At 64.6% G+C, this 16,010-nt stretch carries 8 protein-coding genes; 6 read left to right on the plus strand and 2 right to left on the minus strand.

The window, feature by feature from the left end:
* Positions 1–31 precede the first annotated feature (31 nt).
* Positions 32–3,175: a ribonuclease E/G gene (locus JQ624_RS10340; RefSeq protein WP_212418762.1), complete on the minus strand. Its 3,144-nt coding sequence runs from the start codon at positions 3,173–3,175 to the stop codon at positions 32–34.
* Between the two features lie 734 nt (positions 3,176–3,909).
* Between JQ624_RS10340 and JQ624_RS10345 the strand changes: the two genes are divergently transcribed.
* The 6 genes from JQ624_RS10345 to JQ624_RS10370 all read left to right on the plus strand — a co-directional run bounded on the left by JQ624_RS10345 (position 3,910) and on the right by JQ624_RS10370 (position 13,734).
* Entirely contained in the window at positions 3,910–5,238 is a 1,329-nt protein-coding gene (locus JQ624_RS10345; protein WP_212418763.1) for an N-acetylmuramoyl-L-alanine amidase, read from the plus strand.
* A gap of 237 nt (positions 5,239–5,475) precedes the next feature.
* Positions 5,476–7,989 carry a penicillin-binding protein 1A gene (locus JQ624_RS10350; protein ID WP_212418764.1) on the plus strand — a complete coding sequence of 838 codons (2,514 nt, stop codon included), beginning with the start codon at positions 5,476–5,478 and terminating at the stop codon, positions 7,987–7,989.
* Between the two features lie 166 nt (positions 7,990–8,155).
* Positions 8,156–10,648 carry a penicillin-binding protein 1A gene (locus JQ624_RS10355; RefSeq protein WP_212418765.1) on the plus strand — a complete coding sequence of 831 codons (2,493 nt, stop codon included), beginning with the start codon at positions 8,156–8,158 and terminating at the stop codon, positions 10,646–10,648.
* Between the two features lie 91 nt (positions 10,649–10,739).
* A protein-coding gene (gene prfB / locus JQ624_RS10360; RefSeq protein ID WP_212418766.1) for a peptide chain release factor 2 occupies positions 10,740–11,871 on the plus strand; the annotation gives its coding sequence in 2 pieces (ribosomal slippage) (positions 10,740–10,808 and positions 10,810–11,871; 1,131 coding nt in all).
* Between the two features lie 3 nt (positions 11,872–11,874).
* The gene (locus tag JQ624_RS10365; protein WP_212418767.1) at positions 11,875–12,747 is read left to right on the plus strand and encodes an NAD(P)-dependent oxidoreductase; all 873 of its coding nucleotides are present in this window, start codon (positions 11,875–11,877) and stop codon (positions 12,745–12,747) included.
* 81 nt (positions 12,748–12,828) lie between these two features.
* Complete coding sequence (locus JQ624_RS10370; protein WP_212418768.1) at positions 12,829–13,734, plus strand: DMT family transporter; 906 nt, start codon at positions 12,829–12,831, stop codon at positions 13,732–13,734.
* On the opposite strand, the gene JQ624_RS10375 is transcribed toward JQ624_RS10370, so the two are convergent.
* Positions 13,725–15,800, minus strand: a complete 2,076-nt coding sequence (locus JQ624_RS10375; protein ID WP_249129635.1) for a carbamoyltransferase C-terminal domain-containing protein — start codon at positions 15,798–15,800, stop codon at positions 13,725–13,727. The genes JQ624_RS10370 and JQ624_RS10375 overlap by 10 nt on opposite strands.
* Positions 15,801–16,010 lie beyond the last annotated feature (210 nt).

The raw sequence follows: 16,010 nt of genomic DNA on the forward strand, positions 1-16,010 counted from the left end.
TGGCCGGGCGGTTTTCTTTTTGGTTTGATCCTTACTCGCCGCTGCCGAAGCGCCGCGACCACCAACCCGCCTTGCGCGGCGCGGTTTCGTCCGGTGCGGCCGGCGCCGGCTCGGCCGGAGCAGGCGCGGGAGACACGACCGGCTCCGGCGCGCTGTGGCTGATGGAGGGCGCCGGTTCGGCCGCAGCGCTGGTCACGAAGCTGACTTTCTCGCGCACGGTCGAACGCCGCCGCGCCGCGGCCCGCTCGGCCTCTTGCCTGGTTTCTTCAGCGGTTGGCGCGGGCGCACGCACGTCCGGCTCGGGTTGGGCGTAGGCCGCAGGCTGCATCTCCACCGGCTGCGAGACCGGTTCGGGTTGAACGTCGGCCTGCACCAGCGATGGCGCGGGCTCGGACGCGCCGCCGTCGAAATCGGCAACCGCGCTGGTCACTTCGAAAGCCGGCGGCGGCCCGAGTTCGTCCGCGATCGATCCGGCAAGGCCGTCTTCAAGTTCGGTACCACGCCGACGGCGTCCGCCGCGACGGCCGCGACGGCGCGGGCGCCGTTCGCCACTGGCAGGCTGATCGCCGCGGGCCATGCCGGGCTGTTCGTCGCCTTCGTCCTCGTCGGCTTCGCCGTCCTCGGCGGTCACGCCTTCGATGGTCTCGCCCGCGACGCGCGTCGCGTCACCGTCCTCGCGCGGGGCGGCGCCGTCACGCGGCTCGCCACGGCCGCGCCGGCGTCGGCGCCGCTTGCGGCGGTGGCCGTCTGCTTCGCTTTCGCCCGCCGCCGCTTCGGCGGCATCGTCGGCCAGTCCCTCGGTCTCCTCGGTTTCGACCTCGGATTCGGTTTCGATGTCGAACGCCTCGTCGTCGTCATAGGCTTCCTCGACCGGCGGCGGGAAGGCGGCAGCCTGCGCCGCCAGCAACGCCTTGGCGGCTTCCAGCGTGTGCACCTGTTCGCCGCGGTCGATAATGAACGACTGCTGGCCGGCGACGGTTGGATCGGCGCTCACGGCGAGCGACACCTTGAAGGCGTTTTCGAGATCGCGCAGATGGCCGCGCTTGTGGTTGAGCACATAGAGCGCGACGTCGGTGCGGGTGCGCACCACCAGATTGTGGGTCGCGCCCTTCATCAGGATTTCCTCGATGCCGCGCAGCAATTGCAGCGCGACCGACGAGACCGAGCGGACATGACCGCTGCCGCCGCATACCGCGCAGGGCTCGGTCGAACTCTCCAGCACGCTGGCGCGGATGCGCTGGCGCGACATTTCCAAAAGGCCGAAATGCGAGATGCGTCCGACCTGGATGCGCGCGCGATCCTGCCGCAGGCAGTCGGAGAGCTTGCGCTCGACCGCGCGGTTGTTGCGCTTCTCGTCCATGTCGATGAAGTCGATGACGATGAGGCCTGCGAGATCGCGCAGGCGCAATTGCCGGGCGACTTCTTCGGCCGCCTCGAGATTGGTCTTGAGCGCAGTGTCCTCTATGTGATGTTCGCGGGTCGAGCGGCCGGAATTGACGTCGATCGAGACCAGGGCCTCGGTCTGGTTGATGACGATGTAGCCGCCGGAGCGCAGCTGCACGGTCGGCGAAAACATCGCGTCCAACTGACTCTCGACGCCCATTCGCGAGAACAGCGGCTGGCCGTCGCGATACTGCTTCACCGCCCGCACGTTCGAGGGCATCAGCATCTTCATGAAGTCGCGCGCTTCCTGGTAACCGGCCTCGCCGGCGACCTGGATTTCGTCGATTTCCTTGTTGTAGAGGTCGCGCAGCGACCGCTTGATCAGCGAGCCTTCCTCGTAGACGAGGGTGGGGGCCTGCGACTTCAGCGTCATGTCGCGCACGGTTTCCCACATCCGGATCAGATATTCGAAGTCGCGCTTGATCTCGGGCTTGGTCCGCGAGGCGCCGGCGGTGCGCAGGATGATCCCCATGCCTTCCGGCACGTCGAGGTCCTGCACCACTTCCTTCAGCCGCGAGCGGTCCTGGGCCGAGGTGATCTTGCGGCTGATGCCGCCGCCGCGGGCGGTGTTGGGCATCAACACGGCATAGCGGCCGGCCAGCGACAGGTATGTCGTCAGCGCCGCGCCCTTGTTGCCGCGCTCTTCCTTGACGACCTGAACCAGCATCACCTGGCGGCGCTTGATGACTTCCTGGATCTTGTACTGGCGGCGCGGGCGGAACGGGCGTTCCGGAACTTCCTCCAGAACGTCGTCGCCACCGACGGATTCGACCACTTCCTCTTCGGCATCCTCGCCGTCGTCTTCATCATCATGACCGTCGTCGCGTTCGGAAGCCGGGGCGAGTTCGTCCGGAGAAGCGACGGCGTACCCTTCACCGGCGTGCTCGATATGCGGCGCATCGTCGGCATGGGCCGCGTTTTCGCGCGCATGTTCCTCGTCATGCGGCTCATCATGAGCGTGTTCAGTCGTCGCCTCGGGGGCGGCCGCCTCGACCGGCGCCACGGTGGGCATGCCGGATTCCAATTCTGCGACCGGTGCTTCGCCCGCGGCGTCTGCCCGTTGGTCAGAACCTTGCGCATTGTGATCGTGGTGATCATCGTGGTCGTGATGAGCATCGTGATCGTGCGAATGATCGTGATCGTGGCCATTCGCCTCGTGATCATGCGCATCGTGGTCGTGATGGGCCGTATCCTCATGATGCCCGGCATCATTCTCATGATGCTCAGCATCGTGCGGATGCACTTCGCCGGCATACGCGACTTCGTGCTGATGCGCCTCGCCTTCATAGGGCTGGGCCGCCTGCGCGGGATCCTGGCCGGCGTTCTCGACGACGCCGCTCTGGACGCGGTCGCCATGGCCGCGACGGCGCGCATTGCGGTGGCGCGAGCGGCCACGGTGGCGGTTGGAGGAGCGGTTCTCGCTTTCTTCTTCGGCTTCGCGGTGGGCGCGCTCGTCGGCCTCGATCAGCGCCTGCCGGTCGGCAACCGGGATTTGGTAGTAGTCCGGGTGGATTTCGCTGAACGCCAGGAAGCCGTGGCGGTTGCCGCCATATTCGATGAACGCTGCCTGCAGCGACGGTTCTACGCGCGTGACCTTGGCGAGATAGATATTGCCGCGAAGCTGCTTGCGCTGGGCGGTCTCGAAATCAAATTCTTCGACGCGGTTGCCGCGGACCACAACGACCCGGGTCTCTTCCGGGTGGGTGGCGTCGATCAACATCTTGTTGGGCATTTTGGAACTCTTGACGGCGGCGGGCGCGGTGCATGGCACGCGCAAATTGCGCGGCCCGGTGACGCGACGGTCCACCTGATTCGGGGGTGAGGGGAAGGCCAAAACGCACTTCTTGGCGCCGCGCCGAACGGGGAGCCACCGGAGCGAGGCGACGTGCGAAGCTTTCGCCTCGCGTCGGCGCGATCGTTCCGTGGATCCTGGTCGGCAACACAGTCTGGCGCATCAAGCGTCGGCCCGTCTAAACATGTTGGCGGAAAGGATACCGCCGTATCTATCGCTGAAGGCCCGGTTCGGCGCCTAAACGCCCGCCGGCCATCGCATATCGGACCCTTTTTGGATCCGGATAATCAGTTTTGCCGCGTCTCAAACCGTCCCTGGAAAAGGTACCTGGGACCGGACGCCGCTCGGGCTCGAAACCGCCACTCCGTGTCAGCCGCGCGCGGCGCTGGCCGTGGAGGGATCGGGAAAGACGCAGGTTCCTTCGACTTGGAAGGCTCCAGCGCTGCACCGGGAGGCTGAACGCGACACAACCGGGAGTATTAGCCGTCAGCACCTCGTACATACGTGGATTGGGGGCTGCGTGCAAGGGAAGCGCAAGGGAACTCCAAGGGAACCCCCTCTCGAGCGTCGCAGCGCGGCAACACTCGCTCCTTTTCACAGATTCGACGTTAAGGTCCGATTAACCCTGTGGTTCTAATGCGGTAAGGGAAGGCTCCTCCGGAGGCACCGAATCGTTGGCGAGCCGCGCAAATCACCTTGTTTTGCTGGGATGTGGCCTATTGTGCGCCGCAGCATTGCTATGCACCCAAATGACCGGCCCCGGCGCGGCTCAAGCGCCGGTTTATCAAGCACCGGCTGCTCAAGCCGCCATTGCCGGCCCGGCGGCAGTATCGAATTTCCCGATAGCGTCTGACGCTCGTCTGGCCGGCGATGCCAAACAGACCCGTTTCATCCTCGATCTCGACAAGGCGGTCCAGTTTCGGGCTTTTACCTTGGCGGACCCCTATCGTGTGATCGTCGATCTTCCCCAAGTCAGTTTCCAGCTACCGGCCGGGGTCGGTGTCGCGGGACGGGGATTGGTCAAGGCGTTTCGTTACGGCTTGGTCATGCCGGGCGGATCGCGGATCGTGTTCGACCTGACCGGACCGGCCAAGATCGCCAAATCCTATGTGCTGGAGGCGGCCAACGGCCAGCCGCCGCGGCTGGTGCTTGAATTCGAACAGGTGGACCGCACCGCCTTTGTCCAGTCGCTGGCGCCGGAAAGCCGCCCCGAGCTGCGCCCTGCGATCGCCGAGGCCAACGCCGCCGTTGCGCGGGCGGACGCGCCGGCCGCGCCTCCGTCGCCGCCGGACAAAAGGCCTGTCGTCGTGATCGATCCCGGTCATGGCGGAGTCGACAACGGCACCCAGGCCGGCGGCGGCGACATCATGGAAAAGAATCTGGTGCTGGGTTTTGGCCTCGCGCTGCGCGATCGGATCGAGAAGTCGGGCAAGTATCGCGTCGTCATGACCCGGACGGACGACACCTTCATTCCGCTCGGCGACCGCGTGAAGATCGCGCGCAACGAGTCGGCGGCGCTGTTCGTCTCGATCCATGCCGACGCCTTGCGGCGTGGCGAGGGCGACGCCCAGGGCGCCACCATCTATACGTTGTCGGACAAGGCCTCCGACTCCGAGGCCGAGCGGCTGGCGGACACTGAAAACAAGTCGGACGCGATCGGCGGGGTCAGTCTCGCCGACGAGCCGACCGAAGTCGCCGACATCCTGATCGATCTGGTGCAGCGGGAGACCAAAACCTTCTCAAACCGGTTCGCCCGGGTCCTGATGGGCGAAATGAAGAGCACGGTGCGGATGCACAAGCATCCGTTGAAATCGGCCGGTTTCCGGGTTCTGAAGGCCCCCGACGTGCCCTCGGTCCTGGTCGAACTCGGCTATGTCTCGAACAAGGGCGACCTCGAGCATCTGGTGTCGGAAAACTGGCGGAACCGGACGGTCGGATCGATGGCGCAGGCAATTGATGCGTTTTTAGCCAAACGGCTGGCAACTGCCGGACCGGGCAGGTGAAAAGTCTGGTGCTCGTGGCGTAACGGCAGGCTGAAAAGCGTGCGGTCCGGTGGCCCAAGCCCTAGTTTGGCCACAGCGGCAACGGTATAGAAAATTGGCTGCGGGTCTTCGGAATCGGTATTGTCCGCCGGACCTTTTATTGTTCGACCGCGTAGCGGCAACTCGTTCGGCGGGATTGCCGTATCAGGATAGACGCCGCAGATACCGGCGCACAGGGTTGGAACGGAAACTTCGATAATGCGCTTGCTGGTCCGGTTTTTGGGTTTCCTGTTCGCTGCCGGAACGGTCGTGTTCCTGGTCGGCGTGGCCGGCGTCGCGGGCGCGATCTGGCATTTTTCCAAGGACTTGCCCGACTACTCACAACTTCAGGACTACGAGCCTCCGGTGATGACGCGCGTGCATGCGTCTGACGGTGCGCTGCTCGGCGAGTATTCCAAGGAGCGCCGCCTCTATCTGCCGATCCAGGCGGTGCCAAAGCTTGTGATCAACGCGTTCCTGGCGGCCGAGGACAAGAACTTCTACGAGCACGGCGGCATCGACTTCACCGGCATGGCGCGCGCGGCCGTCCTCTATGCGCAGAATTTCGGCTCCAACCGCCGGCCGCAGGGCGCCTCCACGATCACCCAGCAGGTCGCGAAGAACTTCCTTCTGACCAACGAGGTCTCGTTCACCCGCAAGATCAAGGAAGCCTTGCTGGCGATGCGCATCGAGCGCGCCTATTCGAAGGACCGCATCCTCGAGCTCTATCTCAATGAAATCTATCTCGGCCTCGGCGCCTACGGCATCGCGGCGGCATCGCTGGTCTATTTCGACAAATCGGTGAACGAACTCACGATCGCGGAAGCCTCCTATCTGGCGGCGCTGCCGAAGGCGCCCGCGGCGCTGCATCCGGTTCGTAACCGCGATCGTGCGGTTGAGCGGCGCAATTACGTGGTCGACCGTCTGTTGGAAAACGGCTGGATCAAGCAGGCCGACGCCGACAAGGCCCGCAAGGAGCCACTCAACGTCACCAGCCGCGGCAACGGCGCGCATATCTTCGCCGGCGAATATTTCGCCGAGGAAGTCAGGCGCGACATTTTCGAGCGCTACGGCGAAAAGAAGCTGTACGAAGGCGGATTGTCGGTCCGCGCCACGCTCGACCCGAAGATGCAGGTGATGGCGCGCAAGACCATGGTCGCCGGGCTCGTGAGATATGACGAGGCGAGCGGCTGGCGCGGCGCGCCCTCGAAGCTCGACATTTCCGGCGACTGGGGCGTCAAGCTCGCCGACGTCAAGTCGCTCGGCGATATCGCGCCGTGGCGGATGGCCGTGGTGCTGGAGACATCGGACCAATCGGCGCGGATCGGTTTCCAGCCGGGCCGCGAACTCGGCGGCGCCGTCAGTAAGGTCAGGCAGACCGGCATCATCACGCTCGAGGGTGTGCGCTGGGCCAAGGCCGCCTCGGGTCCTGCAAGGGGCAAGACGCCGACCTCGGTGGCGCAAGTCCTGGCGGCCGGCGACGTGATTTATGCTGATCCGCTGTTCGACAAAGAGGGCAAACCAGTCGAAGGCCAGTATCGGTTGCGCCAGTTGCCGGAAGTTTCGGGCGCGATGGTTGCCATGGACCCCTGGACCGGCCGCGTGCTGGCGATGGTCGGCGGCTTCTCGTTCGACCAGAGCCAGTTCAATCGCGCCACCCAGGCCTATCGGCAGCCGGGCTCGTCGTTCAAGCCGCTGGTGTACTCAGCGGCAATGGACAACGGCTACACCCCGTCGACGGTCGTCGTCGACGCGCCCATTGAAATCGATCAGGGACAGGGCGTCGGCGTCTGGCGCCCGGAAAACTATTCGTCGGGAAAATACCAGGGACCGGTCACGCTGCGCAACGCGCTGCGGAATTCGCTGAATACGGTGACAGTGCGGCTGGCCCAGGACATCGGCATGCCCTTGATCGGCGAGTATTCCAAGCGTTTCGGCGTCTACGACGAACTGCCGAACTATCTTTCCTATGCGCTCGGCGCCGGCGAAACCACGGTCATGCGCATGGTCACGGCCTATTCGATGTTCGCCAATGGCGGCCGCCGCGTGAAGCCGACGCTGATCGACCGTATTCAGGACCGCTACGGCCACACCATCTTCAAGCATGACGCGCGCGAGTGCCGCGGCTGCGATGCGCCCGGCGGCTGGAAGAATCAGCCTGAACCGCAGCTCGTGGATCGTCGCGAGCAGGTGCTCGATCCGATGACGGCCTACCAGATCACCTCGATGATGGAATATGTGGTGCAGGCCGGCACCGCGACCGTGGTCAAGGAAGTCGGCAAGCCGATCGCCGGCAAGACCGGCACCACCAACGATGAAAAGGACGCGTGGTTCATCGGTTTCTCGCCGGACCTCGTGGTCGGCATCTATGTCGGCTTCGACAAGCCGCGCAATCTCGGCCGCGGCATGACCGGCGGTCATCTGGCGGCGCCGATCGCCAAGGACTTCCTGAAGCTCGCGCTCGCCGACAAGCCTGCGATTCCCTTCAAGGTGCCCGCCGGCATCAAGCTGGTCCGCGTCGACCCCAAGAGCGGCATGCGTGCCGGTCCGGGCAGTGGCGGCCTTCTGGAAGCCTTCAAGCCGGGCACCGCGCCGCCGGATAACTACTCGGTCATCGGCGTGGCCGATGCGGACGGCCGGATGCCGCAAGGATATCAACAGGGATACCAGCAAGGGTATCAGCCCGACGCCGCCGGCAATATCATGCGTCCGGGAACCGGCGGGCTTTACTGATCCGCACGAAGTGTTCACAACCTCAAGGCGCATCTTCGGACATTGCGTTATAAATGTTTCGACCCGGCGGATCTGAGCGATCCGTGTCGCGGGAGAGGAAATGTCCGATGGACACGAGGACAAGCGCCGGCTGTTGCGGTGCCAGGGTTGGAATGGAACTTCGATAATGCGCTTTCTGGTCCGGTTTTTTGGTTTCCTGTTTACCGCCGGAACCGTGGTGTTCCTGGTGGGGGTGGCCGGCGTCGCGGGCGGGATCTGGCATTTCTCCAGGGACTTGCCTGACTATTCGCAGCTTCAGGATTATGAGCCGCCGGTGATGACGCGCGTCCATGCGTCCGATGGTGCGCTGCTCGGTGAATATTCCAAGGAGCGACGGCTCTATTTGCCGATCCAGGCGATGCCAAAGCTCGTCACCAACGCGTTCCTCGCGGCCGAGGACAAGAACTTCTACGAGCACGGCGGCATCGACTTCACGGGCATGGCGCGCGCCGCCGTGGTGTATGCGCAAAATTTCGGCTCCAACAAGCGGCCGCAGGGCGCCTCCACGATCACCCAGCAGGTCGCGAAGAACTTCCTTCTGACCAACGAGGTCTCCTTCACCCGCAAGATCAAGGAAGCCCTGCTGGCGATGCGCATCGAGCGCGCCTATTCCAAGGACCGCATCCTCGAACTCTATCTCAATGAAATCTACCTCGGCCTCGGCGCCTACGGCATCGCGGCGGCGTCGCTGGTCTATTTCGACAAATCGGTGAACGAACTAACGGTTGCGGAAGCCTCGTATCTGGCAGCGCTGCCGAAAGCACCGGCCCAGTTGCATCCGGTGCGCAACCGCGACCGCGCGGTCGAGCGGCGCAACTACGTGATCGATCGCCTGGTGGAAAACGGCTGGATCAAGCAGGCCGATGCCGACAAGGCCCGCAAGGAGCCGCTGGCCGTGACCAACCGGTCCAACGCCGCGCATACCTTTGCCGGCGAGTATTTTGCCGAGGAAGTCCGGCGCGACATCTTCGAGCGCTACGGCGAAAAGAAACTCTATGAAGGCGGCCTGTCGGTCCGCACCACGCTCGATCCGAAGCTGCAGGTAATGGCGCGCAAAACCATGGCCGCCGGCCTGGTGAATTTTGACGAGGCCCAGGGCTGGCGCGGAGCCATGAGCAAGCTCGACATTTCCGGCGACTGGGGCGTGAAACTCGCCGACGTCAAATCGCTCGGCGACATCTCGCCCTGGCGGATGGCCGTGGTGCTGGAGACGTCGGACCAGTCGGCCCGCATCGGTTTCCAGCCCGGCCGCGAACTGGGGGGCGCGATCTCCAAGGACCGGCAAACCGGCCTCATCACGCTGGAAGGTGTCCGATGGGCGAGGGCGGCTTCCGCCTCAGCTCGCGGCAAGGCGCCGGGCGCGGTCTCGCAAATTCTTTCGCCGGGCGATGTGATCTACGCCGATCCGCTGTTCGGCAAGGACGGCAACGCGGTCGAAGGCCAGTATCGCCTGCGGCAATTGCCTGAAGTGTCCGGCGCCATGGTCGCGATGGATCCGTGGACCGGCCGCGTGCTCGCGATGGTCGGTGGCTTCTCGTTCGACCAGAGCCAGTTCAATCGCGCGACCCAGGCCTATCGACAGCCGGGATCGACGTTCAAGCCGCTGGTCTATTCGGCGGCGATGGACAATGGCTACACCCCGTCGACGATCATGATCGACGGGCCGATCGAGATCGATCAGGGCCAGGGCGCCGGCGTCTGGCGCCCGGAGAATTTTTCGGTGGGCAGTTACCGTGGCCCCATTACGCTCCGTGAAGCCCTCAAATGGTCGGTCAACACCGTGACGGTGCGGTTGGCGCAGGATGTCGGCATGCCCTTGATCGGTGAATATGCCAAGCGCTTCGGCGTCTATGATGATTTGCCGAACTATCTTTCCTATGCGCTCGGCGCCGGCGAAACCACGGTCATGCGGATGGTTACGGCGTATTCGATGTTCGCCAACGGCGGCCGGCGGGTGAAGCCGACCCTGATCGACCGTATCCAGGACCGCTACGGACGCACGATTTTCAAGCATGATGCGCGCGAGTGTCGCGGCTGTGACGCGCCGGGTGGCTGGAGGAATCAGCCCGAGCCCCAGCTTGTCGACCGCAGGGAGCAGGTGCTCGATTCGATGACCGCCTATCAGATCACCTCGATGCTGGAGGGGGTGGTGCAGGGCGGCACGGCGTCGGTCATGCGCGAGGTCGGCAAGCCGATCGCCGGCAAGACCGGCACCACGAGTGACGGAAAAGACGTCTGGTTCATCGGCTTTTCGCCGGATCTCGTCGTCGGTCTCTATCTTGGCTATGACAAGCCGCGCAGTCTGGGCAGGGCCGCGCAAGGAGGCCATACCGCCGCGCCCATCGTCAGGGATTTCATGAAGCTCGCGCTCGCCGACAAACCGGCGACCCCGTTCAAGATTCCTGCCGGCATCAGGCTGGTTCGCGTCGACGCCAAGAGCGGCATGCGCCCCAGCCCGGGCGAGGGCGGCCGCACCATCCTGGAAGCCTTCAAGCCGGGCACCGCGCCGCCGGATAATTACGCCGCCGTCGGCGTTACCGAGCAGGATGGACGCGTGCCGCAGGAAATTTCGCCCGACGCCGGCAATATCATGCGTCCCGGAACCGGCCGGCTTTATTAGCGGCCGGTTTGCGGATTGCGCTTTGCGGCGTAGGCCGCTACATCCCTCCGATATAATCCAGTAGCGGTTCCGACCGCAGACAGAAGAGATCATGCGCGCCGAAGTCGAACGCCTCGTAGAAGAGATCAAGCAGTCAGTCGGGCTGCTGAGGAGGCATCTTTGACGTCGAGAAATCCACGGCTCGCCTCGCCGAGCTGAACAAGCTCGCCGAAGATCCCAATCTCTGGAACGATCCCCAGAAGGCCCAGAAGCTGATGCAGGAGCGCACCTCGCTGGTGGATGCGCTCGAGGGCATCGGCAAGGTCGAGCGCGAGCTCGACGACAATGTCGAGATGATCGCGCTCGGCGAGGCCGAGAACGATGACGGCGTGGTGGTCGAGGCCGAGAACGCGCTGAAGGCCCTCAAGAAGGAAGTCGCGCGCCGCGAGCTGGAAGCGCTGCTGTCGGGCGAGGCCGACAAGTTCGATTCCTATCTCGAAGTGCATGCCGGCGCCGGCGGCACCGAAAGCCAGGATTGGGCCGCGATGCTGCTGCGCATGTATACGCGCTGGGCCGAGGAGCACGGCTTCAAGATCGAGTATCTCGAAGAGACTCCCGGCGAAGAAGCCGGCATCAAATCCGCGACCATCCAGATCAGCGGGCACAATGCGTATGGCTGGCTGAAGACGGAGGCGGGCGTGCACCGCCTGGTGCGGATCTCGCCATTCGATTCCAACGCGCGCCGGCACACCTCATTCTCTTCCGTGGCGATCTTTCCCGTCGTCGATGACAGTATCAAGATCGACATCAAGGAATCCGACGTGCGCACCGACACCATGCGCTCCGGCGGCGCCGGCGGCCAGCACGTCAACAAGACCGAATCCGCGGTGCGCCTGACGCATATTCCGACCGGTGTGGCGGTGGTCTGTCAGGCCGGCCGCTCGCAGCACAAGAACCGTGCGCAAGCCTGGGACATGCTGCGCGCGCGGCTCTATGAAATCGAACTGAAGCGGCGCGAGGAACAGGCCGCCGCCGATCAGGCCGCCAAGACCGACATCGGCTGGGGCCACCAGATCCGCTCCTACGTGCTGCAGCCCTACCAGATGGTGAAGGACCTGCGCACGGGCGTGCAGACTTCCGATACGTCGGGCGTGCTCGACGGTGACCTCGACGAGTTCATGGCGGCAACCCTGGCGCAGCGCGCCTTCGGCACCACGCCCGGCGCGGTCGAGGATGTGGATTAATCCATGACCAAAGTAGCCTTCATCGGGCTCGGGCGCATGGGCCATGGCATGGCCGGCCGCTATCTCGATGCTGGCTTCTCGGTCGCGGTGTGGAATCGCAGCAAGGCCAAGGCGGAAGGCCTGATCGCGCGCGGCGCGCGCTGGGCTTCGTCGCCTGCGGACGCTGCCGATGGCGCTGATGCCGTCGTGACCATGGTCGCCGACGACGTGGCAGCGCGTGTCGTCTGGCTCGGCAAGGATGGCGCCGCGGCAACGATGAAAGCGGGCAGCCTCGCGATCGAATGCTCGACCGTCTCGCATCAGCACACGCTCGACATGGCGCGCGAGCTGCGTGGCCGCGGCCTGATCTATATCGATTGCCCGGTCACCGGCCTGCCGCAGGCGGCGGCCACCGGGAAACTGACTTTGCTCGTCGGCGCGGAAGCCGTCGATCTCGACCGGGCAAAGCCTTATCTCGCACCGATTGGCGACGTGATCAGGCACTTCGGCGCGGTCGGCACCGGCACGGTCTTCAAGCTGATCAACAATTTGATGGGCGCGGTGCAGATCGCAAGCCTGGCCGAAGGCGTCGCCATGGCCGAGCAGGCCGGGCTCGACATGAACCTGGTGGCGGAAGCGTTGGCGACGGGTGCCGTGGCGAGCCCTCAGGTGATCCGGCATTCAAAGCGCATGGTGGCGCGCGATTTCTCCGGCGCGTCGTTTACCGCAGCGCTCCGCCACAAGGATGCGGCGTATGCGGTGAAACTGGCCGACAGCCTGCTCGCCAACGCACCGCTGCTCGGACATGCCGCGATCGAGGCCTACACCCGCGCAAAGGCCGAGATGCCCGACGACGACGAAGGCAGGATGATTGAGATCGTCTCGCGGCCGAAATAGCCGTCGCGAGCCTGCATTCGGGAATCGGGTGGCAAAACCCGGCGCGGCTGAATAGAGCTGTGTCCTCCGATCTGAGCCGCCATGACCGCAAAAGACACTTCGATCGAAGCCCGCGACTGGTCGCTGCTCGGCCTGCTCTCGGTCCTGTGGGGCGGGTCGTTCTTCTTCAACGGCGTGGTGCTGAGGGAATTGCCGCCGTTCACGGTGGTGTTCCTGCGCGTGGCGCTTGCTGCGCTCATGTTGTTGCCGCTGCTCTGGCTCTACCGCATCCGCTTCCCGGCCGGCTTGTCAGGCTGGCGGCCGTTTATCGCCATCGGGCTTCTCAACAACGTGCTGCCGTTCTCGCTGATCGTGGTCGGGCAGACCTATATCCCGGGCGGGCTGGCCTCGATCCTGAACGCCACGACGCCGCTGTTCACGGTGGTTGTGATGGCGGTGGCGGGTGAGGAGAAGCTGTCCGCACGGCGGATCGCGGGCGTCGTCGCAGGGCTGGTCGGCGTGATCATTCTTCAGGGCGGCCGGTTTGGATTGCAGAGCGGGCAGGGCCTCGGCATCCTCCTCTGCCTGGCAGCCGCCTTCTCTTACGGATTGTCGGCGCTGCTGGCGCGACGGCTGTTGTCGAATTCCCCACCGCTCGGCACCGCGACGTTCCAGATGCTGGCCTCGGCCGCGATGATGACTGTGGTCGCCGGGCTCGTCGAGCGTCCCTGGCTATTGCCGATGCCGGGAGCCACGACGTGGCTCGCCGTGATCGGCCTTGCCGCGCTGTCGACCGCGCTCGCCTATATCGTGTTCTTTCAGATCCTGCGGCGTTCCGGCGCCACCAATGTCATGCTGGTGACGTTGCTGATCCCGGTGACCGCGATCCTGCTCGGAGTTCTGGTGCTCGGCGAGAAAATCTCGTTGCGCGAAATTGCGGGCGCGCTGGTGATCGGCAGCGCATTGTTGTTGATCGACGGGCGGGTGCTGAAAATCTTTCAGCGCTGAGTGACCTGCACCCGGCGTTTCCATTCTGAATACCAGCCGGAGAACCGGCCGCTGTCGCGCTCGCCGCCATGCCAGGCCGCATGGACTTCGCCGTCGCTTGCCACCAGCACCACGACGTCGAGCCCCTTGGAACGGCGCAGCGTATCGATCGCCTGTTGCGGGGTCTGGGCGATCGGACCCGCGACATTGAAGGACGTGTTGACGGATAGCTCCACCCCGATATGGCGGCCGAGCGCCTTCAGGTAGGCATAGGTGAGGGGATCATCGCCGGCGCGCACGATCTGGATGCGGCCGGTGCCATCGGCGTGAATGACGGCTGGAATTTTTTCGCGCGCGTGCGGCTTCGAATGCGCTGTCAGCACCATGTAATTATAGGCGTTGTAATCGGCATCCGAGGCGCCCGGCAGCAGTTCGAAATACTGTTGTGCGGCCTCCAGCGTCGCCATCGGCGCCAGCGGACGAATGGCCTCGCGATACTTGACGCGCTCGTTGAGCCGCTCGCGCGCTTGCGCGTCGCAGGAGTTGGCCAAGATGGAGCGGTGGCCGAGCGCACGGGGGCCGGTTTCGGCCGCGCCTTGATAGAGTGCGATGACGCCGCTTTGCGCGACCATGAATGCCATCAGGTCGGCGATCGCGTCGCGGCCTTCGGGCGTCGAGACATCGCCGATGCATTGTGAGGCGATGTCATCGGCCTCGAGTGCGCTGATGATGTCTTCCCGCGCCGGCGGTGTGCCGCAATAGAAGGCGTGCGCCATCGGTGCGCCGCGCGGGGCGCCGGCCAGGTGCGCGAACAGCCAGGCGGCGCCGATGGTGACGCCGGGATCGCCGGGGACCGGCGGCACCCACAGATGCAGGCGCGCGTTGCGCTGCTGGGCCTTGGCGAACCAGGCCTCATCGAAATGTTCGAGCAGCCGCATATTGCCGACCGCGTTCAGCGCCACGCCGCCGGTCAGCACCAGCCGGCTGGCGCCCGTGGTGCGCAACAGATGATCGACGACATGGATCATCGCGTCCTCGAACACCAGTTGGGTTGCGGCGGCCTTGTCGAGGCGGTCTTTGGTGTCGGGGCGGTGATGGATGTCCTCGACACGCAGCACCGCATCCGGATTCCAGAGCTGGTCCGGCTTGAGCGGCTCGCCGAGTATCTCCGTGAGCGGCTGCTTGTAGGGATGATCGAAGGGATCGCAGTACCAGTTGGCCATCGTGCGGTTGAGCCGAACTTCGCCGTTGCTGCCGAAATGCAGAACGTCTTTGAGCCGCGGATAATAGGGATTGCTGGCGCGGTCCATGTCGCCCCATGCGCCCGCGCCCATATAGCGGCCCTCGCTGGACAGCCAGGTCCAGCCTCCCTGCGTCGACGAGATCACGCTGTAGAACGCGCCGAGTGAATCGAACATGCTGTCGTTGCAGTAGAGCCGGCGCATCGCGCCATTATCGACGACGTAAAGCGAGATCGAGCCCTGATCGCCGGTGCCGTCGAGCACCGCGATCGCCGTCGGCTCGCCGTCGTCGGCGAACGGCGAGGCGGCGTAGGAAAACCAGGCGTGGTTGTCGTGATGCGGCAGGCAGATCAGCGGCACGCGCTCGGCAAGCCCGAGCTGGCGGGCGAGGATTTTTGGCGTCCGCGTCATCTGGTCGAGGCGGCGGCCGTCGAAGCCGGCGGCCTCGGTGGTGCGTACCAGCTTGAAACTCTGCGGCAGTTCCTCGATCATCGAGCGCGCCAGCGTGCCGGCCAGGGTCGGATAATCCCAGCTCGTCAGCCAGGCATCGATATCGCCGATATCGCGGCCCATCTCGCGCAGCGTCGCCACCGCCGCGTCGACCGACAGTTTTGGATATTCCGTCGTGTGCTTGTTGCCGGAAAAGCGCTCTTCCTCGTTGTTGGCGATCAGCCGTGGCCCATCCGACTGCGTCACCTCGACCAGCGCCAGACCTGAATTATGCGTGCCGGGTGCGCCGAGGCCAGCGAGATAGACCGTTTCGCCCCGCGCGAGCTTGTCGCGCACATGCGCGATCCGCGCATCGGCGAATTCCGAGCCGAGCTGGTGAAATCCCGCAGCTGCCATGGTTTTCGCCGCCAGCCAGCGCGCGAAGCGGAAGCCGATGCCAGCGAGCCTGGGGTGCCGCGGACCAATTCGTATGTCTGGTTTCAACCTGTTCAACCTCTGGGGCCATGCACGCATGGTAATGACGCGAACCCGCATCAATCACAATTGCCGCCGGGCAACAATGCTGTTTCGTCATACGGAATAAGCACATGCTTGCAAGCGCTGATG

Source organism: Bradyrhizobium sp. AUGA SZCCT0283 (genome assembly GCF_018130385.1).
Lineage (GTDB): Bacteria > Pseudomonadota > Alphaproteobacteria > Rhizobiales > Xanthobacteraceae > Bradyrhizobium.

What these genes read in the sequence shown, in the direction of transcription:
- JQ624_RS10340 (WP_212418762.1), bottom strand. Translation starts at nt 3,175, where the DNA reads ATGCCCAACAAGATGTTGATCGACGCCACCCACCCGGAAGAGACCCGG.
- JQ624_RS10350 (WP_212418764.1), top strand. Translation starts at nt 5,476, where the DNA reads ATGCGCTTGCTGGTCCGGTTTTTGGGTTTCCTGTTCGCTGCCGGAACG.
- JQ624_RS10355 (WP_212418765.1), top strand. Translation starts at nt 8,156, where the DNA reads ATGCGCTTTCTGGTCCGGTTTTTTGGTTTCCTGTTTACCGCCGGAACC.
- JQ624_RS10365 (WP_212418767.1), top strand. Translation starts at nt 11,875, where the DNA reads ATGACCAAAGTAGCCTTCATCGGGCTCGGGCGCATGGGCCATGGCATG.
- JQ624_RS10370 (WP_212418768.1), top strand. Translation starts at nt 12,829, where the DNA reads ATGACCGCAAAAGACACTTCGATCGAAGCCCGCGACTGGTCGCTGCTC.
- JQ624_RS10375 (WP_249129635.1), bottom strand. Translation starts at nt 15,800, where the DNA reads ATGGCAGCTGCGGGATTTCACCAGCTCGGCTCGGAATTCGCCGATGCG.